The sequence below is a fragment of the Pseudoalteromonas sp. DL-6 genome (assembly GCF_004328665.1).
Taxonomy (GTDB): domain Bacteria; phylum Pseudomonadota; class Gammaproteobacteria; order Enterobacterales; family Alteromonadaceae; genus Pseudoalteromonas.
Map to the genome: position 1 here is coordinate 2,835,523 of NZ_CP019770.1, position 25,886 is coordinate 2,861,408.

General features: G+C 41.1%; 20 protein-coding genes. 3 read left to right on the forward strand and 17 right to left on the reverse strand.

Annotation, left to right across the window (positions count from 1 at the left end):
- Positions 1 to 229 precede the first annotated feature (229 nt).
- Positions 230 to 2,362, forward strand: coding sequence for a S8 family peptidase (locus tag B1F84_RS13255; protein WP_131691696.1), 2,133 nt, complete (start codon positions 230 to 232; stop codon positions 2,360 to 2,362).
- Positions 2,363 to 2,434: 72 nt separating this feature from the next.
- Here B1F84_RS13255 and B1F84_RS13260 read toward each other — a convergent pair whose 3' ends face one another.
- From B1F84_RS13260 to rplU, 7 genes are all read right to left on the reverse strand, one after another.
- On the reverse strand, positions 2,435 to 2,908 hold the full coding sequence (locus B1F84_RS13260) for a peroxiredoxin (RefSeq protein ID WP_076920074.1): 474 nt from the start codon (positions 2,906 to 2,908) through the stop codon (positions 2,435 to 2,437).
- Positions 2,909 to 2,972: 64 nt separating this feature from the next.
- Complete coding sequence (locus B1F84_RS13265; RefSeq protein WP_131691697.1) at positions 2,973 to 4,913, reverse strand: methyl-accepting chemotaxis protein; 1,941 nt, start codon at positions 4,911 to 4,913, stop codon at positions 2,973 to 2,975.
- A 183-nt stretch (positions 4,914 to 5,096) separates the two neighbouring features.
- Positions 5,097 to 5,471 (reverse strand): DUF3718 domain-containing protein, encoded by a 375-nt coding sequence (locus B1F84_RS13270; RefSeq protein ID WP_076920076.1) that lies wholly within the window; start codon positions 5,469 to 5,471, stop codon positions 5,097 to 5,099.
- Between the two features lie 82 nt (positions 5,472 to 5,553).
- Positions 5,554 to 6,045 (reverse strand): type 3 dihydrofolate reductase, encoded by a 492-nt coding sequence (gene folA, locus B1F84_RS13275; protein ID WP_205988826.1) that lies wholly within the window; start codon positions 6,043 to 6,045, stop codon positions 5,554 to 5,556.
- A gap of 74 nt (positions 6,046 to 6,119) precedes the next feature.
- Entirely contained in the window at positions 6,120 to 7,271 is a 1,152-nt protein-coding gene (cgtA, locus tag B1F84_RS13280; protein WP_008114965.1) for an Obg family GTPase CgtA, read from the reverse strand.
- A gap of 139 nt (positions 7,272 to 7,410) precedes the next feature.
- Positions 7,411 to 7,668, reverse strand: coding sequence for a 50S ribosomal protein L27 (rpmA, locus tag B1F84_RS13285; protein ID WP_008114963.1), 258 nt, complete (start codon positions 7,666 to 7,668; stop codon positions 7,411 to 7,413).
- 16 nt (positions 7,669 to 7,684) lie between these two features.
- A complete protein-coding gene (gene rplU / locus B1F84_RS13290; RefSeq protein ID WP_004587921.1) occupies positions 7,685 to 7,996 on the reverse strand; it encodes a 50S ribosomal protein L21 in 312 nt (103 codons plus the stop codon).
- A gap of 423 nt (positions 7,997 to 8,419) precedes the next feature.
- Here rplU and ispB point away from each other — a divergent pair, with 423 nt between their 5' ends.
- Positions 8,420 to 9,391: an octaprenyl diphosphate synthase gene (ispB, locus tag B1F84_RS13295; protein ID WP_076920079.1), complete on the forward strand. Its 972-nt coding sequence runs from the start codon at positions 8,420 to 8,422 to the stop codon at positions 9,389 to 9,391.
- A 75-nt stretch (positions 9,392 to 9,466) separates the two neighbouring features.
- Here ispB and mdh read toward each other — a convergent pair whose 3' ends face one another.
- Complete coding sequence (mdh, locus tag B1F84_RS13300) at positions 9,467 to 10,399, reverse strand: malate dehydrogenase (protein WP_008466462.1); 933 nt, start codon at positions 10,397 to 10,399, stop codon at positions 9,467 to 9,469.
- A gap of 225 nt (positions 10,400 to 10,624) precedes the next feature.
- Here mdh and argR point away from each other — a divergent pair, with 225 nt between their 5' ends.
- The gene (argR, locus tag B1F84_RS13305; protein ID WP_008466460.1) at positions 10,625 to 11,092 is read left to right on the forward strand and encodes a transcriptional regulator ArgR; all 468 of its coding nucleotides are present in this window, start codon (positions 10,625 to 10,627) and stop codon (positions 11,090 to 11,092) included.
- Positions 11,093 to 11,147: 55 nt separating this feature from the next.
- Here argR and B1F84_RS13310 read toward each other — a convergent pair whose 3' ends face one another.
- The 9 genes from B1F84_RS13310 to pdhR all read right to left on the reverse strand — a co-directional run bounded on the left by B1F84_RS13310 (position 11,148) and on the right by pdhR (position 24,823).
- The gene (locus tag B1F84_RS13310; protein ID WP_131691698.1) at positions 11,148 to 12,047 is read right to left on the reverse strand and encodes a Dyp-type peroxidase; all 900 of its coding nucleotides are present in this window, start codon (positions 12,045 to 12,047) and stop codon (positions 11,148 to 11,150) included.
- A 39-nt stretch (positions 12,048 to 12,086) separates the two neighbouring features.
- Positions 12,087 to 13,139 carry an ABC transporter ATP-binding protein gene (locus tag B1F84_RS13315; protein ID WP_131691699.1) on the reverse strand — a complete coding sequence of 351 codons (1,053 nt, stop codon included), beginning with the start codon at positions 13,137 to 13,139 and terminating at the stop codon, positions 12,087 to 12,089.
- Positions 13,140 to 14,771: an iron ABC transporter permease gene (locus B1F84_RS13320; RefSeq protein ID WP_036933451.1), complete on the reverse strand. Its 1,632-nt coding sequence runs from the start codon at positions 14,769 to 14,771 to the stop codon at positions 13,140 to 13,142.
- On the reverse strand, positions 14,771 to 15,775 hold the full coding sequence (locus B1F84_RS13325) for a Fe(3+) ABC transporter substrate-binding protein (protein ID WP_008466451.1): 1,005 nt from the start codon (positions 15,773 to 15,775) through the stop codon (positions 14,771 to 14,773). Before B1F84_RS13325 ends, B1F84_RS13320 begins: the two co-directional genes overlap by 1 nt.
- 843 nt (positions 15,776 to 16,618) lie before the next feature.
- Positions 16,619 to 17,305 (reverse strand): DTW domain-containing protein, encoded by a 687-nt coding sequence (locus B1F84_RS13330; protein WP_131691700.1) that lies wholly within the window; start codon positions 17,303 to 17,305, stop codon positions 16,619 to 16,621.
- Between the two features lie 491 nt (positions 17,306 to 17,796).
- Positions 17,797 to 19,224 carry a dihydrolipoyl dehydrogenase gene (gene lpdA / locus B1F84_RS13340; RefSeq protein ID WP_131691702.1) on the reverse strand — a complete coding sequence of 476 codons (1,428 nt, stop codon included), beginning with the start codon at positions 19,222 to 19,224 and terminating at the stop codon, positions 17,797 to 17,799.
- Between the two features lie 163 nt (positions 19,225 to 19,387).
- The gene (gene aceF, locus B1F84_RS13345; RefSeq protein ID WP_131691703.1) at positions 19,388 to 21,313 is read right to left on the reverse strand and encodes a pyruvate dehydrogenase complex dihydrolipoyllysine-residue acetyltransferase; all 1,926 of its coding nucleotides are present in this window, start codon (positions 21,311 to 21,313) and stop codon (positions 19,388 to 19,390) included.
- 10 nt (positions 21,314 to 21,323) lie between these two features.
- On the reverse strand, positions 21,324 to 23,990 hold the full coding sequence (gene aceE / locus B1F84_RS13350; RefSeq protein ID WP_131691704.1) for a pyruvate dehydrogenase (acetyl-transferring), homodimeric type: 2,667 nt from the start codon (positions 23,988 to 23,990) through the stop codon (positions 21,324 to 21,326).
- An 83-nt stretch (positions 23,991 to 24,073) separates the two neighbouring features.
- Positions 24,074 to 24,823, reverse strand: coding sequence for a pyruvate dehydrogenase complex transcriptional repressor PdhR (gene pdhR / locus B1F84_RS13355; RefSeq protein WP_008114937.1), 750 nt, complete (start codon positions 24,821 to 24,823; stop codon positions 24,074 to 24,076).
- Between the last annotated feature and the right edge of the window lie 1,063 nt (positions 24,824 to 25,886).

Genomic DNA, 25,886 nt, shown 5'->3' on the forward strand with positions numbered 1-25,886 from the left:
TTGTCAACAAAGGCCAATTAATGATAAAAAACACCGAAAAAATCTAATACATTAGGATCGCAAAAAATAAAAAATTAAATACAAAACAATTGAAAGCTCACTGAATACGCGGTTATAACTAAATGAAATAGATACATGCGTATTTAATATTTCAAAATAGTTAACAGATCATTTACCTTTGTACCCGCTTTGTGGATATCCACAAATAATAATAACACTAAGGGTAATTATGACTTCTAATAATTCATTTAAAAAATGCGCTGTTGCGCTAACAATAAGTACACTATTTGCTGCCAGCTCAAGTATGGCAAATCCAGCACAAGCAATCGCACCTTCAATGGCTGAAACCTCAGCTAAAATGCAAAATCAAGGTGGGTTTGAAACTCAGTTCATTATCAAATATAAAAATAATAGCGATATGATGAGCACATCTACAGCTGACGCATCGCCTGCAATGATGAACAAAAAAGCGCAAAGCTTTGTAAAAAACTTCACCTCAAAAAAAGGTAAAGTTAAAGCTAAATATATCCGCGCAATGGCATTAAACAACCATCACGTAATGCGCGCTGACAAAAAGCTCAATGCTGAAGAAGCACAACAGTTTATGCAAGAAATGGTTAATTCAGGCAATGTTGAATACATTGAAGTCGATCAAATGTTAAAGCCATTTGCAACACCAAACGATCCTCGTTATGGCGACCAATGGCATTACTATGAGCAAGCCGGTGGTCTAAATCTACCAACAGCTTGGGATACTGCCACAGGTAGCGGCGTGGTTGTAGCTGTTCTTGATACTGGTTACCGTCCGCACGCTGATTTAAACGCTAATATTTTACCTGGTTACGATATGATCTCTAATCTATCAGTGGCTAATGATGGCAATGGCCGTGATAACGATGCTCGCGATCCGGGGGATGCAGTTGCAGCCGGTGAGTGTGGTAATAACGGTGCACAAGGTTCTAGTTGGCACGGTACTCACGTAGCAGGTACTGTTGCTGCGGTAACTAATAACGGTGAGGGTGTTGCAGGTGTTGCTTACGACGCAAAAGTAGTGCCTGTACGTGTATTAGGTAAGTGTGGCGGTTTAACCTCTGATATTGCTGATGGCATTATTTGGGCCTCTGGCGGTAATGTATCGGGTACATCGGCAAATGCTAACCCTGCTGATGTTATAAACATGAGTTTAGGTGGTGCAGGTGCATGTAGCTCAACGACTCAAAATGCGATTAATACAGCACGTAATAATGGTACTGTTGTTGTTATTGCTGCAGGTAACGATAACGATAATTCTGCAAACTACAACCCAGGTAACTGTAATGGTGTTGTTAATGTTGCATCAGTTGGTCGTAACGGTGGCCGCGCATATTACTCAAACTACGGTAGTAATATAGATGTGGCAGCACCGGGTGGCGCACAAAGCTTTGCAAATGATTCTGAGGGTGTTTTATCTACTTACAACTCAGGCTCAACAACACCATCAAGCGACAGCTATGGCTTTTCGCAGGGTACTTCAATGGCTGCACCTCATGTTGCGGGTGTTGCAGCATTGATCAAGCAAGCTAAACCAAATGCTACCCCTGATGAAATTGAAAACATCTTGAAAACAACGACTCGCTCTTTCTCTGCAGCATGTACTAGCTGTGGCACAGGCATTGTGGATGCTGCAGCCGCTGTTGCCGCAGCATCTGGTGGCACGCCACCGCCAACAACCGGTGATAATGAGCTCGTTGATGGACAAGCGAAAACTGGATTAAGCGGTGCGGCAAGTGCACAAGACTTTTACACTATGACAGTACCAAGTGGTGCGACTAATGTTACTTTCACCATGAGTGGTGGTACAGGGGATGCTGACTTGTATGTACGTGCTGGCAGCAAACCAACCACCACTACATATGACTGTCGTCCTTATAAAGGTGGTAACAGTGAAGAATGCTCTATCGATAACCCAACGGCAGGTACTTACCATGTAATGTTACGTGGTTACTCAGCATACACTGGTGTGAGCTTAGTTGGTAACATCACAGGTGGTTCAACCGGTGGTGGTTCAGGTACACCTCAAGCTGGTGGCGGTACAGTAAGTGATGTTTCTGCAACAGCAGGTCAATGGAAACATTACACGCTAGATGTGCCAGCTGGCATGGCTAACTTTACTGTAACAACATCAGGCGGCACCGGTGATGCAGATTTATTTGTAAAGTTTGGCAGCCAACCAACTAGCTCTAGCTATGATTGTCGCCCATATAAAAATGGTAACGCTGAAACTTGTACGTTTAGTAATCCTCAAGCAGGCACATGGCACTTAAGTGTTAATGCGTATCAAACCTTCTCTGGTTTAACGCTAAGCGGTCAATACCAGCCATAATCCACACTCTCCTTAGATAAAAAAGCCGATACATATGTATCGGCTTTTTATTCAATAATTAAAACAACTTAGTTATAGCTTAGCTAAAACAGCTTCAGCACTGCTTATTACAAATTCTTTGTCTTGTTCTACAAATAATTGGTTAACAACACCATTGTCAACAACCATAGCGTAACGTTTCGAGCGCAAACCACCAAAGCCTGCAGTATCTTTTTCAAGCCCTAAGGCACGAGTAAAACTAGCATCACCGTCTGCAAGCATGTCTATATGCTCTGCGTTTTGTGACTCACCCCATGCTTTCATCACAAATGCATCATTAACTGATACACAATAGATAGCGTTAATACCTTTAGCCTTAATTTTATCGGCTAGCGCGATATAACCAGGCAAATGAGCATTCGAACAAGTGGGTGTAAAAGCACCCGGCACCGCAAATAGCACAACTTTTTTATCTGCAAATAATTCATTATTAGTGAGTGTTTGCATACCTTCATCAGTAAGCTGAGATAAATTTACTGCAGGTATTGTCTGACCTTGCTCTATCATATTAATTCCTTAGGGTAATTACGTAGTCTTTTAGCATACAGATTAATGTTTAATTCGTCTTCGATTAATCGCTGTTGTTACCTAAACCTAAACCTTCTTTAATAGATATCATTTGCAACTCTAACTGCGAGCCTATATCAGCAACTAATTCACTCGACTCACTTACTTGGCTTTTCATATCATGCATTGATAGAGTAAAACCATGAAGCAACTCACTTTGTTGTTTAGCCAATTCCATTGCATCTACCGCAACTTTATTAGCCTGCTGCGCATTATCTGCTACTCCTTCAGAGTTTGCTTTAAGCTCTTGAGCATTTGCTGTTTGTAACTGTGCATCCTCAGTTAATGCATTGATTTGTTTATAGACTTCTTGAGAGTTTTCACTTAATAACGCCAATTGATCATTAATCTCTTTTAGCGAACCTTGAGTCTGCATAGCTAATTGCCTTACCTCATCAGCAACCACGGCAAAACCCCGACCTTGCTCACCGGCTCTTGCTGATTCAATCGCAGCATTGAGCGCGAGTAAGTTTGTTTGCTCAGCGATGGTACGTATAACGGTAATAATATTACTTACTCCTTGCACCCCGCTCAGTAACTCCTGAACACTATGCATTCCCTGCTCAATACGCTGCTGTGTATCTGAACTGGCATTAAGCATATTTTTAGCAAAACCAACACTTTGCTGCATTGCTTCATAGGTACTTTGAGCATTTTCAGCTGCAACAGCATTAATATGATTTACCTGCTCGCCAAGTTGCTGAATATTAAGAAGCAGCTCTTCATTGTGATTTACCTGCTGATAACTCGCATTACTTTTTTGGCCAATCGTGTGTAAATGCTTACTCATTTGCTGCATGAACTGGCTGACTACATTGAGCATATTTGCCTTCTCTTGAGCTTCTAGACGCTGGCGCTCAATTAACTGGTTAAAATACTGCGCTATTTCACCCACCTCTGTTTGAGGGTTGTTTACTGTAATATTTTTTAACTCATTGCTTTCGATTAGGAATGCAAATCCATCTCGCAGCTGTCGCAAAGGCTGTAAAACCTGTTTACGTTGCCCCCAATAAACACCAAAAGCTAATATTACTAATCCACCTATCGCTATTCCAAATACCCAAAAAACTTGTTGTTTCACGGTATCTTGCTGCGCTTTTAATGTTTGCTCTGCTTCAATCACTGTTTTTGATAGTAAGCTAATTTGTTTCCGTAATTCATTTGTTCCTAAACGACGCTGTTTTGCTTGCGATAAAGTACTACTTAAATCGCGCAGATAGCGTTTAGGCCAACTCACCAACTCTGCTTTTATTTCAGCTGCCAAATCTTCCGGTTCCTCATCTACAAATAAAGCAAATTCATCAACCTCAGTCATTACCCCTAAGTTAGGTAACTGTTCAATTTTGACAGCCAGTAAATTTAGGTTTTTAATACTTTGTTGCAGACTTTTCTCTACCTCGGATTGGTAATCATTTATTAATTGATAGGTCGATAAAGATAAATTAACCACTTCACTGTAATAATCACTCGCTAATTTATTATAGCTAAGGGCGTTGCTGGTTTGCGTTGATGCTTTTTGCGCATAATTAATAAGTGAAGAGGCTGAGCCCGCCATTTGCCTCAGTGCGTTATCTAACAGCGCCGTTTCATTACCAGAGAGTTTTCCAAGTGCTCTGTATTTACCGTTAATATCTGTATTTAATGAAATTAATTGTGCTGATAGACGAGCTTCTAACTCAGGAGGCAGTGCTGTTAACTGTTGCGCTTTAAGCTGCTCAATCAAAGTTGATGATTTTATTAAATATTGGCTATTACCTTGTACTAAGTAACTCTCCAAATGATCGGCCAGCTCAACCATTATGCTATTTTTTAATTGACTATATGCGCTATCTTGTTGTTGGAGTTTTAGTAATGTATGGCTTGCCCACAATAAAGTCGCAGCTAGAAGGATACTTGCTAACGTTAGTAAAATGGCTAATAAACGGGTAAAGAATGATACACGCATAAACATATCTCAAAACTGACATGCGCATAGAGTATTGAATTTTTATGACATTTTTATGTAATAAGAGTAATAAGAGTAAATATTTAGAGGAGGCAGAGATAGTTAAACAGGATGTGAAATGACAGTGTATCCAAACAAATAAAAAACCGCGTTTAAACGCGGTTTTTTTAATTAAACTTTTATTTAAAGACCTGCACGGTCTTTAATAATAGGGATTAAAGCTGAACCTGCATGGTTTGCCTCAGCCCAAGCAATATCAGCACCATCTTCAAGCGAGCTCTTTGATAAGTTTTTAACAATGTACTCACCCGTATCAACCGCATTACTTGCAACAGCGTGACGTAGTAAATTATTACCGTTACAGAAAACTGCATCATAGATATTACGTACTTTCACACGCGAGCTTTTTAATTTACTACGTAGGCGATTTTTATCATCAGCAGCAATGTACTCACAAACTGAAACAGCTAACTGATCATCAGCGCTTGCAGGCGCAGTATAAGCGAACGAACCCGCTGCGATAGCAGCAATTACAACTAGCTTCGGTAATTTAATCATTGATTGGACACCCTATATTAATACTTTTTTCGTACTCGACTGTTTAATATTGTACCAACACGCTCAGATTTTGGCAATAATGTTAAGGAATTTTATTCAAAGTTACGAACTTATAATTATGTTTGTTTTTATCATCAGGCGTCATCAACATTTCATCTTCAATTTGCCAGTTTGCAACACTTTGGTAATCAGGAAATTGTGTATCCCCCTCAACATCTAGGTCAATAAAGGTTAAATACAATCGCTGCGCCTGCTCTAAGAACTGCTGATAGATGTTTCCACCACCAATAATCATCACCTCTGCAACATCATTAACAAGCTCAAGTGCAGCTTCTGGTGTGGTTACAGTTTCAATTCCTGATGCGTGATAGTCTTTATTGCGAGTAATAATAATATTACGACGCCCAGGCAGAGGCCGACCTATCGATTCAAATGTTTTACGTCCCATAATAACGGGCTTACCAGAGGTTACTTTCTTAAAGTGCTGAAGGTCGCCAGGTAAGTGCCATGGCATTTTATTATCTAAGCCAATGACACGGTTGTTTGCCATTGCTGCAATCATTGAAATTATCACACTAAACACCCAATACTTTATTATTAATCAAAGAAAAAGGAGCATTAGCTCCTTTTAAATATACACAATTATAATTAACGCTCGTAGACAACTTCTACGTCGTAATCATCTTCATCCCAATCATCCCAGTCATCATCATCGCCTTTAGTGGCTTTTTGATGGTAGGTATCCCACTTAAATTCAACCTCTTCGTCTGCAACTTCAACAAACTTTTCTTTAGGCATGTTATCAAGTAGCGTCATGATGTCGTGAATTAATGGCTGCGTATTTAATTTATTAATTGCGGCAATACTATAAATATTTTCAGATTCACCTAACTCTTCTGCAATTTGCTCACACAGGGCCTTGGCTTCATCTTCAGGCAATAAGTCAATTTTATTAAATACTAACCAGCGTGGCTTTTCAGCAAGCTTAGGACTGTACTGATGCAACTCGTTGATGATTGCAAAAGCATTATCAACAGGGTTAGATCCATCAACTGGCATAACATCAATAATGTGCAATAACACACGACAGCGCTCTAAATGCTTTAAGAATCGGATACCCAAGCCCGCACCATCCGACGCACCTTCAATCAAGCCAGGAATATCGGCAATGACAAATGATTTATTTGCTTCAGGACGAACAACGCCTAAATTAGGGATAAGCGTAGTAAATGGATAATCTGCTACTTTAGGTTTTGCAGCGGATACACTGCGAATAAAGGTCGATTTACCTGCATTTGGTAAACCCAGTAAACCTACATCAGCTAATAGCATTAGCTCTAATTTAAGGTTACGTACTTCACCTGGTGTGCCGAGTGTTTTTTGACGTGGAGCACGGTTAGTACTTGATTTAAAACGCGCATTCCCCAAGCCATGGAAACCGCCTTTTGCAACCACAATTCGTTGACCATCTTGGGTTAAATCCCCTAATGATTCTTGAGTATCAACATCTAGGATACGTGTACCTACCGGCACTTTTACAATCAGATCTTCACCTTTTTTACCAGTACAATTACGGCTTTGACCGTTAGTACCACGTTCTGCTCTGTGAAAACGCTCAAATTGATAGTCAATAAGGGTATTTAAGTTTTCATCAGCTTGTAGATAAACACTACCACCGTCTCCACCGTCACCGCCATCAGGTCCACCATCTGGAACATATTTCTCACGACGAAAAGACACGATGCCGCTGCCACCGTCACCAGCTTCTGCGCGAATTTCTACTTCATCTACAAACTTCATGATTACTCACTTTAGGGATTGGCTTGTTAATAACTCTATTATATACCCAAGCCGTGCTGATTGCAGGCTGGGCTTGGGTATATATTTTGCTTAAAACAAAAAACCCCGCAAAGGCGGGGTTTTTTAACTACCTTGCTGATTACTCAGCTACGATAGTTACGTATTTACGGTTTAAAGGACCTTTTTGTTCAAACTGAACTTTACCATCTGCTTTTGCGAAGATAGTGTGGTCTTTACCGATACCTACGTTTGCGCCAGGGTGGAAACGAGTTCCACGTTGACGAACAATGATGCTACCCGCTAGAACTGATTCGCCACCAAAACGCTTAACACCTAGGCGTTTGCTTTCTGAATCGCGACCGTTACGAGTACTACCAGCTGCTTTTTTATGTGCCATTTCTAAGTACCTCTAATTAAGCGCTAATGCCAGTGATTTTAACTTCTGTGAACCATTGACGATGGCCCATTTGCTTACGAGAATGCTTACGGCGTCTAAATTTAACAACCTTAATCTTCTCACCGCGACCGTGTGAAACAACCTCAGCTGTTACTTTACCACCGTTTACGAACGGTACACCAATCTCGATCTTCTCACCATCAGCAACTAAAAGTACTGAATCAAATTCAACTGCTGCACCAGTTTCAACGTCTAATTTCTCAAGACGAATTGTTTGACCTTCAGTCACACGGTGCTGTTTACCACCACTTTGGAAAACCGCGTACATAATTAACTCCGTCTGTGCGCCCTCAAATCGACGCAACTAAAATATTCTTCAATAGGGCGCGAAGTTTACGCTAATGCGAAAAAACTAGCAAGCCTCTTTTTGTAATTAAATGAATAAAAAGTAGCTGCATTGAGAGCAATTCAATATTTCCCCTATTTTATATTAAAATCCCCCTTTGCCAAGCGCTTTTTAACGGTTAGAGAAAATAAATTAGCAATCGCAAAGCAAGCCCACGCAGTTCAATTAACCGTCAAGGATGATTCAAATTTAAACCGCGCTGTTTAATCATTTATTCACCAAGTTAATAGGTCATTTAACCTACTTAAGGGTGTTTTTTTAAGGAATCATCACAAAATATCGAGCTAATGCGTTTTTTGTTGTACAATCTGCGCCGTTCACACATTAAAATTGGCTCGGAGATCAATGGATATAAAAGCTATCCAGGCGTTAATCGAAAGCGATATGAATGACGTCAATCAACTAATACATGCGCAAATGCGCTCAGATGTGGCGTTAGTTAATCAACTTGGTTTGTATATTGTTAACAGCGGTGGCAAACGTGTTCGCCCCATGTTAGCTATTTTGGCGGCTAAAGCGCTAGGTTACCAAGGTAAAGATCACATTACGCTAGCAACTATTATTGAATTTATTCATACCGCCACTCTTTTACACGATGATGTGGTAGATGAATCTAACTTGCGCCGTGGCACACCCACAGCAAATGCTGAATTTGGTAATGCCGCCAGTGTTCTCGTGGGTGACTTTATTTACACTCGCTCGTTTCAGCTAATGGTCGGCCTTGGCAAGATGCAGATAATGCAAATACTGGCTGATGCAACCAACATTATTGCTGAAGGCGAAGTACTGCAATTAATGAACTGCAATGACCCAGATACTACTGAAGCCAGTTATATGCAGGTTATTTATTCTAAAACCGCTAAGTTATTTGAAGCTGCAACCGGACTAGCTGCCATTATTACTGAGCAAGATGATAGTGTATTAGACGCACTTAATTTGTACGGTATGCATTTAGGCACCGCTTTTCAGTTAGTGGATGATGTTTTAGATTACAACGCCGATGCCGACCAACTGGGTAAAAACATTGGTGATGACTTAGCTGAAGGCAAACCTACACTACCATTAATTTATGCCATGCAACACGGTAGTGAGCATCAAACACAGTTAATAAGAGATGCCATAGAGCACTGTAATGGTATGGCGCATCTAGATGAGATACTCGCTGCACTTAAACATACTAATGCCCTTGAGTTCACAATGCAAAAAGCAGAGCAAGAAGCAGAAAAAGCGATTGCTTGTTTAGATTGCTTAGCTGAGTCGAGTTACAAGCAAGCATTAATTAGCTTAGCTAGAATAGCGGTTGACCGCGACCACTAAGTTTTACTGTGTAGATAATTCCGAGCAATAAAAAAGCCTGCAAATGCAGGCTTTTTTATGAGTTAATTTTGGCTATTACGCCATAAAATCAACACCTTCTTTAATGTCTTTTTTCAGCGTTTCAAGCATGTCATTCTTTGCTTGCTCTTCAAATGCGCTTAGTGTGCCGTAAGAAAGAATTTCTTCTACGCCATTTTTACCTAAACGTACTGGGTGTGCAAAGTACTCTGCATCGCCATTTTCAACAGCAACGTATGCGTAATCTACAACGTCTTCACCTTGTAAGCCTTTAACTAAAGACATACAAAAACGTGCAGCAGCAGCACCCATAGATAATGTTGCAGAACCACCGCCCGCTTTAGCATTAACTACTTCAGTACCTGCGTTTTGGATACGTGGAGTCAGTGCAGCCACTTCTTCATCAGTGAAAGTAACACCTTCAACTTGAGAAAGTAATGGTAGAATTGTTGTGCCTGAGTGACCACCGATTACTGGAACTTTAACACTTGCTACGTCTACGCCTTTAAGTTCAGCAATGAACGCTTCAGAACGGATCACATCGAGTGTTGTAATACCGAATACACGCTTAGCGTCATAAGTACCTGCTTTTTTAAATACTTCAGCAACAATTGGTACAGTGCCGTTAACTGGGTTAGTAATAATACCCACAAGCGCTTTAGGACAGTTAGCAACAATGCCTTCAGCTAATGTTTTGATGATACCAGCGTTAACATTAAATAAATCAGCACGATCCATACCTGGCTTACGTGGCATACCCGCTGGGATAAGAACGATATCACAACCTGTTAATGCTTTATCTAAATCGTCTGCACCAAAACCTGCAACTTTAACATCTGTTGGGATGTGAGAAAGGTCAACAGCAACACCAGGAACTACTGGCGCAACATCATATAGTGATAATTCAGAGCCAGCTGGTAAGCCTGTTTTTAATAATAAAGACAACGCTTGACCGATACCGCCTGCAGCACCTAATACAGCAACTTTCATTGGAATTCTCCGTGATTTGAGGTAGGAAATATTTGTGGTTCATAAGATAAAGAAATTAACGACTAAAAACAAATTTATCCTGCTTATTTTAGCTATATTTTCGACCATAGTTGTAAACTTTGCTGTTTAAACGCAGCAAAATGGCAACTTAAGCAAACAACTGCTGCATAATTATGCATTTTTGTGTAGAATTTGCAGTATCTATTACATAACTAATTAGACACTATGCAACCACAAGACAAACAAGAAGCATTGGTTAAAGCCTTTAAAGCACTTTTAAAAGAAGAAAACTTTGGCTCACAAGGCGAAATAGTTGATGCGTTAAAAGAACAAGGCTTTGATAATATTAGCCAAAGTAAAGTGTCGCGAATGTTAAGTAAGTTTGGCGCGGTACGCACCCGTAATGCAAAACAAGAAATGGTGTACTGTTTACCCGCCGAAATGGGAGTACCAACCGCTAAGAGCCCGTTGCGCCAACTCGTTATTGATATTATGCATAACGAAATGATGATTATTATTCGCACCAGCCCAGGGGCTGCTCAACTCATTGCGCGTTTACTTGATTCATTAGGCAAAGCAGACGGCGTACTAGGCACTATTGCCGGCGATGATACTATTTTTATCGCACCAGCTAAAATCTCAGAAATAGACCTCACACTAGAGCGTGTGCGTATTTTATTTGATACGGTTTAACCACTAACGCTGTGATTGAAACGGCTATGATCACTACGTAGCCGTTTTACAACTGTTATAACTGCTTTAAAAATCGCACTGAAGGCGCAAAAAATGCAGAGCCCATATCCGCCTGAGTAAAATCAAGCCAGTGGTCATAATCTTCCCCCTGCCCTAGTCGGCTAGTTAGCACTTTTTCGAATGCATCTCCTTTAGCAGAGCACGTGATCACTAACATACCTTGCTCATATACATCGCCATAAGGCATGCTTTGGTTGAGTAACAGTGCCTGACCTTGTTCATCTTTTAATTCACTGCGGGTTGCATGGCTACTTTCAGGTGCGGGGCTGAGCAAGGTATTATCAAGGCGTGTACGACCCATTATTTGCTCTTGTTCATGTAATGACAAATGCTGCCACAAGCTCAAGTCGTGCTTATAGCGCTGCACATGAATGTAACTACCTTGATCTTCAAAACTATCAGGCTTATTAACTAACGCCGTTACACGTTTTTGACGGCCATGGGGAGTATCGCCCGCATAAATAAAGCCATTAAAGTCTCGGCCATCTAAAAAGCGAAAATTACGAATTTGCTCAACTAGCTCAACATCTGGGGTGAATAGCTTGAGTATTTGTAGTGCAAACAAATGGTTTACATCTTCTCTGTCTGAGCGGATTTGCACAAACAAATCACATGGCCTTGCACTCATAACAAAGTCGCTATGGGTAATATTAGGAAAGCTTTGCAGCTCGCTTGGCATGAAGTCAGGTAAAATATGCGGCCAATATTGGGCGCCAATTGCCACCATGCAAGAAAGCATAGATTCAGAGAACTGATCACTAAACTCATCTTCAATATCGCTCACTTGTTTAAGCTTAGCGCGAAGTGATTCGTCGTGACCATCAAGTACATTAAAAAATAAGTGCAAACCGTGTAAGTTTGCTTCAGCACAAATCCCTGATTGCGCTTGCGCCATTGTTATTCCTTACTTTTTAGAGCAAAACACAGTGATTAATTACGATTCAAAAAAATTCACCGTGTGCGGTTTTATTTTTATTATAACCTGTTCATTAATTTCAAATGACTGGCCATACTGAGCTGCAACTTCTATTTCTTGTTCAGCAATAACCACAGTGTATACATAAGCAGAGCCAATAAAGCGACTACTTAGTATAGTTACGCACTCACACTCCAGCTCGTTATCATTATTACTGGCAAGTTCAAGTTGATGTGGGCGCACATAAATAACACCCTTTTTAGCCACTGCGCATTGCTGTGGCAGTATTGATTTAACCACACCAAACTGTGTTTTATATTCAGTTGCTGTTAATACAGTTGCGCTTAAGTATATGCCCTGACCCAGAAATTCTGCAACCTCCTTTGAACTTGGTTTGGCAAAAAGCTGCTCTGGCGTGCCTTGCTGCGCAATTTTACCTTGATGCATAACCGCAAGCGTATCTGAAAATGCAAACGCCTCTTCTTTTGAGTGAGTAACAAACACTGCCGACACTTGCTGAGCTTTAATAATACGCCTAATATCGGCGATTAATTCAAATCGGACTTGGGTATCAATATTAGAAAACGGCTCATCTAACAAGAGTAAACTGGGTTTATAAGCTAATGCACGTGCAATCGCTACCCGCTGCTGTTGACCACCAGAGAGTTGATGTGGGTACCTATCGGCGCAGCCAACCAAATGCACAAGCTTTAACATTTCATCCACGCGAGCTTGTTTATCCGCTTTGCTCATACCGCTTAGACCAAAGCCAATATTATTCGCTACCGTTAAATGTGGGAATAGTGCGTAGTCTTGAAACATCATACCAATATTACGATGCTCTGGTGACACAAACGTATTGGCATCACTGACTAATTTACCATCAATAAATACCTGTCCTTGCTTGGCCTCAATTAATCCTGCAATGGCTTTAAGCGTGGTGGTTTTGCCGCAGCCACTGGCACCGAGTAAACACACTATTTCGTCTTTGCCTAAGGTTAAGTCTAAATCATCTACAACCTTAGTCCCGTTATATGCATAGCTCACGCCTTGTAAAATCAAACTACTCATTTAACTACGTTGCTCCATTGAACGGTTAATAAAATATAACGGAATAAAGCCCACCACCACTATAAATAAAGCCGATATAGAGGCCAGCTCTAATTGTTCGTCACTGACATATTGAAACACGTGCGTTGCTAAGCTTTCAAAGTCAAAAGGCCTTAGCAGTAAGGCTGCGGGCAGCTCTTTCATACACTCAATAAAGACCAATAAACCTGCGGTTAATAAGCCTCGGCGCAATAAAGGCAAATGCACTAAGCGTAATGTGCGGCCTTGGCTTTTCCCCATTGACTGACTTGCCATATCAAGCGAGGGGCTAATACGTGAAAAGCTTGATTCTATGGCACCATGAGCCACGGCATAAAACCGCACTATATAAGCAAAAATAATAGTGAGTAAGCTGCCAGTTAGTAATAAACCAATATCTAAATCATAAGGAGTCAGAATGCGGTTAATGGTATTTTCTAATAATGTGAGTGGCAACAATACCGCAATCGCTAATACTGTACCTGGTAACGCATACCCCGTACTTGCTAAACGCCCAGGTATAAGTGGGTTTGCTTGTTTTGCAATGCGCTGATAAAACACCACTAAAACACTCAGTGTTATCGTCACTGCACTAACCACTGCAGCCACTTTTAAACTTTGCCATGCATAGCTAAAAAATTCACTATTCCACGCTTGGTCAAAATACATCACTGCATATTTAAGTAATACAAACATAGGAATAATAAATGAGATTATTAAAATAAGGCTACAAAATCCCGTTGCTAACCATGCAGACTTACCTTTTAGGATATAAAGCGCCTCGCTGTTCACGCTCGATTGACGTTCAAATACAGCTTGGTTACGACGGCTAAAACGCTCGGTGATCAATGCTAAGAACAGCAGTAACAACATCACCCCTGAAATTTTTGCTGCTGCAGTTAATGAATAATAACCAAACCAGGTATCGTATACTGCGGTGGTTAGTGTACTGACTGCAAAGTAGCTAACGGTAGCAAAATCAGCCATGGTTTCCATACTGATCAAAGCCAGCGCAGCAACAATAGCACCACGAGAAAGCACCAAGCTTACTTTAAAAAAGCTTTTCCATGCACTTAATCCCATTAACTGGCTTGCTTGGACTAACTTAAAGGATTGTTCACGTAGTGCAGTTTTAAAAATTAAATATAAATACGGATAGAGTACCAGCGCAATCATGATGATAGCCCCTGGCAGAGTGCGTATATCAAAAAACCAGTAATCACTAGGTGACTGCCAACCAAACCACTCTCTAAGTGTTATTTGTACCGGCCCCGCGTAGTCGAGTAAATCGGTATATACATAAGCAATAATATAGGTAGGCATTGCAAGCGGCAACATCAATGCCCATTCAAACTGTTGTTTGCCAGGAAAACGGCAATAAGCGGTGAGCCAACCCAGTGGTAACGCAATAAGACAGCTAAGTAACCCTACACCTAAAACCAGTAATACGGTATTACTTATATAGTCCCACAGCACGGTATTCCACAGGTGAGTAAATACCTCTGAGTCGCCTTGTAAAGATTCTACTAGTAGAAAAAACAACGGGGTCGACAGTAACAAACCAGTCGACCACGCAATAAGCTGCCACTTCGACAGCTGAAATTTATAAGTCATTAAAGATCGAACTTCACCTCATCAATTAGCTTAAGGGCTAACGGACGATATTTGCTAATTTCATCAAGCGGTAAGCTGTCTTCCTTAAAGCTTCCCCACGATGCAACCAAACTTGAAAGCTTAACACCTGGCTTAACCGGATACTCCATATTGAGCGAGGCATACATATTTTGCGCCTTATTGTCGGTCATATACTCTATGAGTTTCAAGGCATTTTCAGGGTTTTTAGCATACTTAGTAATTACCGCACCCGATACGTTAATATGCGAACCACGGTTAGTTTGGTTTGGAAAATTAATATTAACCGCATCTGCCCATGGTTTTTGCGCTTCATCTTGCAACATTTTACCTAAGTAGTAACTGTTACCTAAGGCTAAATTACATAAACCTTCTTTAACGGCTTTAACTTGCGCACGGTCATTTCCCTGCGGCTTACGCGCTAAATTCGCTTTTACACCCTCTAGCCATGTTTTAGTCTGCGCTTCACCATGATGAGCAATCATAGAAGCCACTAACCCTAAGTTGTACGGGTGCTTACCAGAGCGAGTACAGATTTGACCTTTATATTCAGGTTTAGCTAAATCTTCATAACTCAGCTCAGGCAATGGACCTAAGCGCTCTTTTGAAGAGTAAACGTTACGTACTCGCTTAGTGAGTGCCACCCACTGGCCATCGCCATCACGAAATGCAGCCGGCACATTATTATTAACGTTTTCACTCTCAATAGTTTGCGTTAGCTTTAGCTCTTCTAACTGAATTAACGCACTAAAATTAGAGGTTAATACTAAATCTGCTTTGCTATGCTTACCTTCACGCTTAACACGTTCTATTAAGCCTTTTTTAGCAAACACCACATTGGTTTTAATGCCTGTTTGCTGTGTAAAATCATCTAAAATAGGTTTAATTAAAAAAGGTTGTCTAAATGAGTAAATATTCACAACATCTGTTGCAACAGCAGGTGCTGAGATAATTAACCCAACAACAAGCGCGAGTGTTTTTTTCATATTTTCTTACCTGATTAATAATTATTATCATTAATTTTACCGCGATGAACCAAAAAGTGCACACTTTATATAATTACTTAGTGATAAATACGCCCAAAAAAGAAAACCCCTGTAAGATATCTCTTACGCTTATGACAGCAAATGAGTAAAAACACCCTGCACAACACCCTAAAAACAAACTAAGCTATTGTATTTTAAGTTATTTAAATATATTTCATTTGTAAGAACATAAACCATAAGCGGTTTTATCCTACATTTACTGCAAATCACTCTCTATAATTAACCCATAAATAAGCAACGACGCTTACCGAGTAAATGGAAACGGACTAACTACTCGAGTACCAAGGTTTGGTTTTTAGGATAACAGGGATTTAAGGACAGGCTCAGGATGAGTATCGCAATGGATTGTTGCATAAGGGATAGCATCAGGATGATGCGTAATGGATAACAACACCGGAATAGTTGTTTATAAAGGATAGGGAATAAAAGGACAGGCCTTTAAGGCAACACAATGGAATGATAACAATGGAAATGCACTCGGATGTGCAATAAGGATTGGTAATAGATTTTACCTTACAGGATGTTTCAGGGATTTAGGGAGACAGGCTCGGATAGCCTATATTACATAGAACTAGAAAGTAATATTGTAATAACACGGAACGTAAAAATTGGAGTTGATTAGGTTCAATTGCAGGATGCAACAAAGTTAGAAGATTCCGCAAGCGCGACTAGAGATGGTTCGCGCTTTTCTTTTGCCTGAAAATCAGCGGTCAGCCAGAATTATATATATTCAAACTATGAACAAGCATTAAATCCAGCTTTTTCGTATTAATACCCTGCACTTTATTCCGGCCTGCCTTTGTTACGCTTACCGAGTAAATAGGCGTCGCGAAACTTAATAAAATGCTGCTCTAATTTAGTACTTGCATCAACCTCATTCGCTAATGCTAATACCATAATAGCCACCTCTGCCGTACCTAACTGGTGAGCATGGGGTGCTACACGTAATCGGTAATCTGAGAGTTTTTCTGCGGTAATAGAAAGCACGGGCAAATTATCTAAATAAGGACTTTTGCGGATCATTTTTTTAGCTTCACGCCATGTACCATCTAAAAATATAAACAATGGCTGTTTACCTGCAAACGTTTCAACCTGGGTTACCACCCTATCAGTTTCAACATCTTCAGCCGGAAAAATCACAAAAGGCTGATACTTATCATTATTCAACAAGGCTAACAATGCCGGATCTGGGGAGGTTCTATCCCAACGAAACGCATAATTATCAGGCACTATTTCCGCAATTAAACGCCCAGTGTTAGACGGTTTAAAACTTTCATTGTGATACATCAATAAACATACAGCAGCATCGCAGCTTGCGTACTCAGCGCCCTCACAAATACAGTAATGCTTGGCAATTAAGCATTGTTCACAGCGATCCATTTTTCCACCACGGGCATTAAACTCACGTCGAGATTCACTTATTTGCTGGGCACGTAATGCTAAAACTGAATTTTTTAAACTCTGGGTCACTGTGGTTAATTACCTATAAACTGATGGCTGCGCATTGTAGCTAAAATAAAAGAAAATAGATATCAGCGGGCAGCGGGCAGCGGGCAGCGGGCAGCGGGCAGCGGGCAGCGGGCAGCGGGCAGCGGGCAGCGGGCAGCGGGCAGCGGGCAGCGGGCAGCGGGCAGCGGGCAGCGGGCAGCGGGCAGCGGGCAGCGGGCAGCGGGCAGCGGGCAGCGGGCAGCGGGCAGCGGGCAGCGGGCAGCGGGCAGCGGGCAGATAGTAAAATAAAACACTGGGCTCTTTGCAAACACAATTTTTATATTGTTGACGGGAGTTTACCTCGCGCAGGTTTAATTTTGAGGTTTTAAGCCCTTTGCTCGACATCCTTTAACCTTTTTTGCACCATTGAGACGCTGCGCTACACAGAGCAATCTTTTGCTAAACGCTGAGGCTATAAAAACAAAAAACCCAAGCCGAGGCTTGGGTTTTTTATCGCGATTAACTAAAAGAAATTACTTCTTCTTTTTAACTGCTTTTTTGTTTGGTAAATCAGTGATTGAACCTTCAAAAATTTCAGCAGCAAGGCCGATTGATTCGTTCAATGTTGGGTGAGCATGAATTGTCAGCGCTAGGTCTTCACCATCTGCACCCATTTCAATACCTAGACCGATTTCGCCCAGCATTTCGCCTGCGTTAATACCAATCATAGCACCACCGATAATACGGCCGCTTTCTTTATCAAAAATAAGCTTAGTAGAACCTTCAGTACGTGAAGAAGCAATAGCTCGACCCGATGCAGCCCAAGGGAATACAGCTGTTTCGATGCTTAAACCTTGCTCTTTCGCTTCTTTTTCAGTTACACCTGCCCAAGCAATTTCTGGGTCAGTGTAAGCGACCGAAGGAATACACTTAGGATCAAAGTAATGTTTTTTACCAGAGATAACTTCAGCAGCAACATGGCCTTCATGAACCGCTTTATGCGCAAGCATAGGCTGGCCAATTAAGTCACCAATTGCATAGATATGATCTACGTTTGTTTTAAGTTGCTTATCAACGTTGATAAAGCCACGCTCATCAACATTTACACCAGCTTTGTCAGCGTCTAATAAGTTACCATTTGGTGTACGACCTACAGCAACAAGTACTTTGTCGTAACGTACTGGTTCTGCTGGCGCATTTTTGCCTTCAAACGTAACATATAAACCGTCGTCTTTTGCCTCAACGCCAGTTACTTTAGTTGAAAGCATCACGTTAAATTTATCTTTAACATGCTTTTGGTAAACTTTCATGATGTCTTTATCAGCAGCAGGAACAAGTTGGTCTGCAAATTCTACAACATCAATTGCAGAACCTAGTGCGCGGTAAACCGTACCCATTTCTAGACCGATAATACCACCACCTAAAACGAGTAGCTTTTCAGGAACATCTTTAAGCTCTAACGCGCCCGTTGAATCAATAACGCGATCATCTTCTGGGATGAAAGGTAAGTTTACAGGTTTAGAACCCGCAGCAATAATTGCGTTATCAAAGGTAATGGTTGTTTTACCGTCAGCGCCTTCAACATCTAAAGTGTTGCTACCAGTAAATTTACCGTAACCAGATACAACTTTTACTTTACGCATTTTAGCCATGCCGTCTAAGCCACTAGTAAGTTGGCCAACAACAGACTCTTTCCAAGAACGAACTTCATCTAAGTCAATTTTTGGTGCGCCAAAAGTAACGCCGTGAGATGACATTTCTGCAGCATCATCAATCACTTTAGCTACGTGTAAAAGTGCTTTAGAAGGAATACAACCAACATTAAGACATACACCGCCTAATGTCTCGCGAGATTCTACTAATGTAACTTCTAAGCCCAAGTCAGCAGCGCGAAAAGCCGCAGAGTAACCACCAGGACCACCGCCTAGTACAACAACTTGAGTTTTTAATTCGTTGCTCATGCTATTACCTTTATTGTTTGAACGGGACACAGCCCCAAAATTTAACTGCCATGTTTCTGCAAGGCAGAAAAGGGCATTTGTGCAAATATTGTATCATTGCAAATGATAAAAATCCCAGCTAAAAACAACTGGCTGGGATTTGATTTTATTCACTCTGTAGTAATTACATCACTAACTGGCGTATATCACTCATGTAACTTGCAAGAGTAACAGTAAAGCGTGCAGCAAGTGCACCGTCAATCACTCTATGGTCGTAAGACATTGAAAGCGGAACCATTAGCTTAGGTTCAAACTCTTTACCATTCCACTTAGGCTTCATCTCAGATTTTGACACACCTAAAATAGCCACCTCAGGCGCATTCACAATCGGCGTAAATGCCGTACCGCCAATACCACCTAGGCTTGAAATAGTAAAACAACCACCTTGCATATCTGATGAACTTAGCTTGCCATCACGCGCCTTAACAGACACGTCCATTAGTTCACGAGAGAGTTCAATAATGCCTTTTTTATCAACATCTTTAAACACTGGTACAACTAAGCCATTCGGGGTATCAACCGCTACACCAATGTTAATGTACTTTTTAAGGATTAAGCTTTCGCCATCCTCAGAAAGCGATGAGTTAAATGTAGGGAACTCAGCAAGCGCTTTAGCTGCTGCTTTCATTACAAACACGAGTGGCGTAATTTTAACACCTAGCTTTTTCTTCTCGTTAAGGGCATTTTGCTCTTTACGGAATTGCTCAAGACTCGTGATATCCGCTTCATCAAACTGAGTAACATGTGGGATTTGCACCCAGTTACGATGTAGGTTTTTACCTGACAGCTTTTGAATACGAGAAAGTTTTTTCTCTTCAATTTCACCAAACTTAGCAAAATCAACTTTTGGCCATGGAATTAAACCAAGCTCACCGCCACCGGCATTGCCTTTAGCTGCAGGTACTTGACCAGATTCAACTTGCTTAACCAGTTGCTTAACATAGTTTTGCACGTCTTCTTTAACAACACGGTTTTTACGACCTGTGCCTTTTACGTTCGCAAGGTTAATACCAAACTCACGTGCTAAACGACGAACAACGGGCGATGCATGAGCATAAGCGCTGTTGTTTTCAAAGCTCTCAGCACTTGCTTTTTCAGGCGCAGCAGTTGGTTTTGACTCTGCTTGAGCTGCTGGCTTAGATTCAGCCTTTGGCTCATTTTGTTTTGCAGGCGCGTCACTTGGCGTGCTACCTGCTACTTCAAATACAAAAATCAGGGAACCCGTTTTAACTTTATCGCCTGTTGCCACTTTAATTTCTTTTACAGTACCTGCAAACGGTGCTGGTACTTCCATGGCGGCTTTATCGCCCTCAACGTTTAAGATAGATTGCTCTTCTTCTACGCTATCGCCAACCGCAACCATGACTTCGGTTACTTCAACTTCGTCGTCACCAATATCCGGTACGCTAACTTCTTTTGTGCTTGATGCTGACGCTTTAGATGAAGCAGCTTTTTCAGCAGGCTTCTCTTGCGTTTTTGAATCACTTGCAGGTGCAGTGTCGTTATCACCACCAGCGACTTCAAAAACAAACACTAATGAGCCCGTTTTCACTTTGTCACCAGTATTTACTTTAATTTCTTTTACGGTGCCAGCAAATGGTGCAGGTACTTCCATGGCGGCTTTATCGCCTTCAACGTTTAAGATAGATTGCTCTTCTTCTACGCTATCGCCAACCGCAACCATCACTTCAGTCACTTCAACTTCGTCATCGCCAATATCTGGCACAGTCACTTCTTTGGTTGATGAGCCCGATGATGCAGCAGGGGCTGCTTCTTCGGTTTTTTCAGCTGCTTTAGAGTCAGCACCAGAGTCTTGCGCTTCACCTTCAAATATGAACACTAAAGTGCCTGTGGTTACTGTATCGCCCACATTTACTTTAATTTCTTTTACCGTACCCGCTTGTTCAGCAGGTACTTCCATCGCAGCTTTATCGCCTTCAACACTTAATAGTGATTGGTCAACTTCAACTTTATCGCCAACGCTCACTAGTATTTCGGTTACTTCTACTTCATCGCCACCGATATCAGGTACTTTAATTTCAATACTCATTGCAAACCTCTTATGCGTACAGTGGATTTAGTTTGTTAGTGTCGATGTTGAATTTTTTAATTGCTTCAACAACCACTGACTTTTCAACTTCACCACGTTTAGCAAGTTCAGATAATGTCGCAACTACCACGTAGCTTGCGTTAACTTCAAAGTGACGACGTAGGTTTTCACGGCTGTCTGAACGACCGTAACCATCTGTACCCAATACTTTGTAGTTATTGCTTGGAATAAATGAACGCGCTTGTTCTGCGTAGTTTTTCATGTAATCCGTTGCAGCAACAGTTACTGAATCGTTTAATACGCTAGTGATGTATGGCGTTTTTTGCTCGCTTTCTGGGTTAAGCATGTTGAAACGTTCAACATCTTGTCCATCACGGGTAAGTTCATTGAATGAAGTTACTGAGTAAACATCAGACGCAATACCAAACTCTTCGCTTAAAATTGTCGCCGCTTTACGCACTTCAGTCATGATAGTACCTGAGCTTAATAGCTGTACGTTGGCTTTTTTACCTTCGTAGCTTTCTAGCTTGTAGATACCTTTACGAATACCTTCTTCAGCGCCTTCTGGCATTGCTGGCTGATGGTAATTTTCGTTCATTAGCGTTAGATAGTAGTAAATGTTTTCTTGATCTTCACCGTACATACGACGAATACCGTCTTGCACGATAACCGCTACTTCAAATGCATAAGTAGGATCGTAAGAAATACAGTTAGGTACCGTGTTTGCAAGAATGTGGCTGTGGCCATCTTCGTGCTGTAAGCCTTCACCATTTAGCGTTGTACGACCCGCTGTAGCACCTAATAAGAAACCACGTGCTTGTTGATCCCCTGCCATCCATGCCATGTCACCAACACGTTGGAAACCAAACATAGAGTAGTAAATGTAGAATGGGATCATCGGTAAGTCGTTGGTACTGTAAGATGTTGCAGCAGCAACCCATGACGACATTGCACCTAGCTCGTTAATACCTTCTTGTAGTACTTGTCCTGACGTTGCTTCTTTGTAGTAAGAAACAATATCACGGTCTTGAGGCGTGTAGTTTTGGCCATGCGGATTATAAATACCGATCTGACGGAATAAACCTTCCATACCAAAAGTACGTGCTTCATCGGCAATAATTGGCACAATGTTTTTACCAATGCCTTTATCTTTTAATAAGATATTAAGTGCACGTACAAAGCCCATAGTGGTTGAAATATCACGTTTTTGCTCTTCAAGTAACGGCTTAAACGCATCTACTTCTGGCAACTGTAATTTTTCAGAGAACTTAGCGATACGTGTTGGCGTGTAACCTTGTAACGCATCACGACGAGCATGTAGGTACTTGTACTCTGGAGAATCTTTTTCAAGCTCTAAGTAAGGCAGCTCTTTTAATTGCTCTTCTGATACTAAATCATCTAAGCCTAAACGTGAGCGTAAGTGAGCCACATGCGACATATCCATTTTCTTAACTTGGTGCGCAATGTTTTTACCTTCAGCCGCTTCACCCATGCCGTAACCTTTTACTGTTTTAGCAAGGATCACTGTTGGACGGTCTTTAGTCTCTTCTGCTTTTTTGAATGCAGCATAAAGTTTTGAAGATTCATGACCACCACGCTTAAGCGCAAAAATTTCGTCATCGGTCATATCAGCAACAAGTGCCGCTGTTTCTGGGTAACGACCAAAGAAATGTTCACGTACGTACGCGCCATCTTTTGCTTTATATGTTTGGTAATCGCCATCAACAGTTTCGTTCATTAGCTGTAGTAGTTTACCTGTGGTGTCTTTAGCAAGCAGAATATCCCAACCGCTACCCCAAACAAGTTTAATAACATTCCAGCCAGCGCCTTTAAATAGCCCTTCTAGCTCTTGAATGATTTTACCATTACCCATTACAGGGCCATCTAAGCGCTGTAGATTACAGTTAATTAAGTAACATAGGTTATCTAGCTTCTCACGCGCAGCAAAAGAGATAGCACCACGTGATTCTGGCTCATCCATTTCACCATCACCTAAGAACGCGTATACACGTTGGTTTTTAGTGTCTTTTAAGCCACGACCATCTAAGTACTTTAAGAAACGCGCTTGGTAAATTGAAGAAATTGGACCTAAACCCATAGATACCGTTGGGAACTGCCAAAACTCAGGCATTAATTTAGGGTGAGGGTAAGAAGGTAGGCCATTGCCATCTACTTCCTGACGGAAATTATCAAGTTGTTCGGCGCTTAAACGCCCCTCAACAAATGCACGCGCATAAATGCCCGGAGAAATATGACCTTGGTAATATACTAAATCGCCGCCATCAACATCATTTGGCGCTTTAAAGAAGTGGTTAAAACACACCTCATAAAATGCAGCAGACGATTGGTAAGACGCCATATGGCCGCCTAAGTCGAGATCTTTTTTCGATGCACGCAATACAATCATAATCGCGTTCCAGCGAATAATTGAACGAATACGGCGCTCAAGATTTACATCACCAGGGTAGGCAGGTTCTTGATCAACCGGAATCGTATTAACGTAGTTTGTGTTAATGCCTGTTGGCATATCAACACCGTCTAAACGGGCTTGCTCTAACACTTGCTCAAGTAAAAACTGAGCTCGTTCAACACCTTCTTCGCGCACAACCGATTCAAGAGCTTGTAACCACTCTTGTGTTTCTAGCGCGTCTACGTCAATTTTATTGACTTCAGACATATGGAGGTTTCCTTATGTTTAAAATACTAATGTATGTATTGAATACTTCACTGTTGAATCAAGTTAACAGTGAATGTACTTGCTTAATTTTGTTTGGTGCGTCTTAAACTACGTTCAATTCGCGAATGCTCTTTACCCGCTTCAAGCAATGCTTCTTCAATATAGGCTAAATGCGCATTACTCGCTAAGCGAGCTTGTTCAGGATTACCGTCAATCACTGCATCCATTAATAAACGCCGGTGTTCGGCTAATTGGCTGCTTATATCTGACTTTTTAAGTAACACTGTTAAATTTTGTAAAACATTTTGCTCAAGTAAGCTTTGCATCCCTCTTACTAAATGCAGTAACACTACGTTATGAGACGCCTCAGCGATGCAAAAATGAAAGTCATTAATCGCTTTGGCTTTTTGCTTTAATTCATCTTTAGCTAATGCAATCTGATCAAAGCTCTGTTTTACTTTTGCAAAATCGTTGCTTGTTCCGCGAAGTGCTGCGTAATAAGCTGCAATTCCCTCTAGCGCATGACGAAATTCTAATAAATCAAATTGCGATTCGGGGTGTTTACTGATCAAATCAAACAACGGATCAGTCAGTCCCTCTTCCAATTGATTTTTTACATACGTTCCACCACCTTGACGACGGGTTACAAGCCCTTTTGCCTCAAGCTTTTGAATGGCTTCACGCAACGACGGACGCGACACTTCAAATTGCTTAGCGAGTTCACGCTCCGGTGGTAACTTTTCTCCTGGTGCTAACGACCCCTCAAGAATCATGTTCTCAAGTTGTTGTAAAATAACATCAGATAATTTTGCCGCTTTAATTTTTAAAGACATCAATCAACGTCCGCGTTGTATAAGTGCTAGCAGCCCATTAAATAAGGCTTTTAACTGAATGACCTGACCAAAAGGTAAATTGGTCATACCAAATTTTGCCATACGTTATCAAAAACCGTAATTACTGTCAATTTACAGCAGTTTTAAAGCCCTAAGGCCAGCGTAACGTAATTTAAACAAAGTTCAAATAATACACAGATTACAGAGGATAAAGAAAGGTTAATAAGATGAAAAACAAATGGTCAGACCAGCTGATTTTCGGGGTTCGGGGTTCGGGGTTCGGGGTTCGGGGTTCGGGGTTCGGGGTTCGGGGTTCGCCAAAATAATGCTTGGTATTAATTAAAACACAATTAGTAATTTATTTATAAAAAAGCAAAGAAAGGCTGTGTTTTTTTGCTCATTTTCACTCATTCTTTGCTCTTTGTGCAAATATATTTTAAGTGATTTATTCACAACAGAGATTAAGAGACGCTGCGCTTTTAGAGGAGGTTTTAGGTTAGAGGTTAAAGGTTTTAAGCCCGTTCCACGTTGCTTGTAGCTCGTAGCTCGCCCACATTAAGCTAAACACGGTGCTTAGTTTCTACCAAAACCAAACACCAAATATATTTATTTCTGAACCTCTGAGGGCACAACCATTGATTGTCACTTTCTCTGTGTACTCAGCATTCTCTGTGGTAAATAAATTACTTAAACACTATTACACAAAGAGAAGATAATAGGGATAAATGAGAAGCCAAAATGAAGTAACCCCCAGTACCTAGAACCTAAAGCCAGAGATCTAATATTTATTTTTTGAACCACAGAGGGCACAGAGGCGCTTCGCGCTCCACAGAGGGAACAACCATTGATTGTCACTTCCTCTGTGTACTCTGCATTCTCTGTGGTAAATAAATTACTTAAAAGCTATTACACAAAGAGAAGATAATGAGGGTAAATGAGAAGCCAAAATAAAGTAACCCCTAGTGCCTAGAACCTAAAGCCAGAGATCTAATATTTATTTTTTGAACCACAGGGGGAACAACCATTGATTGTCACTTCCTCTGTGTACTCAGCATTCTCTGTG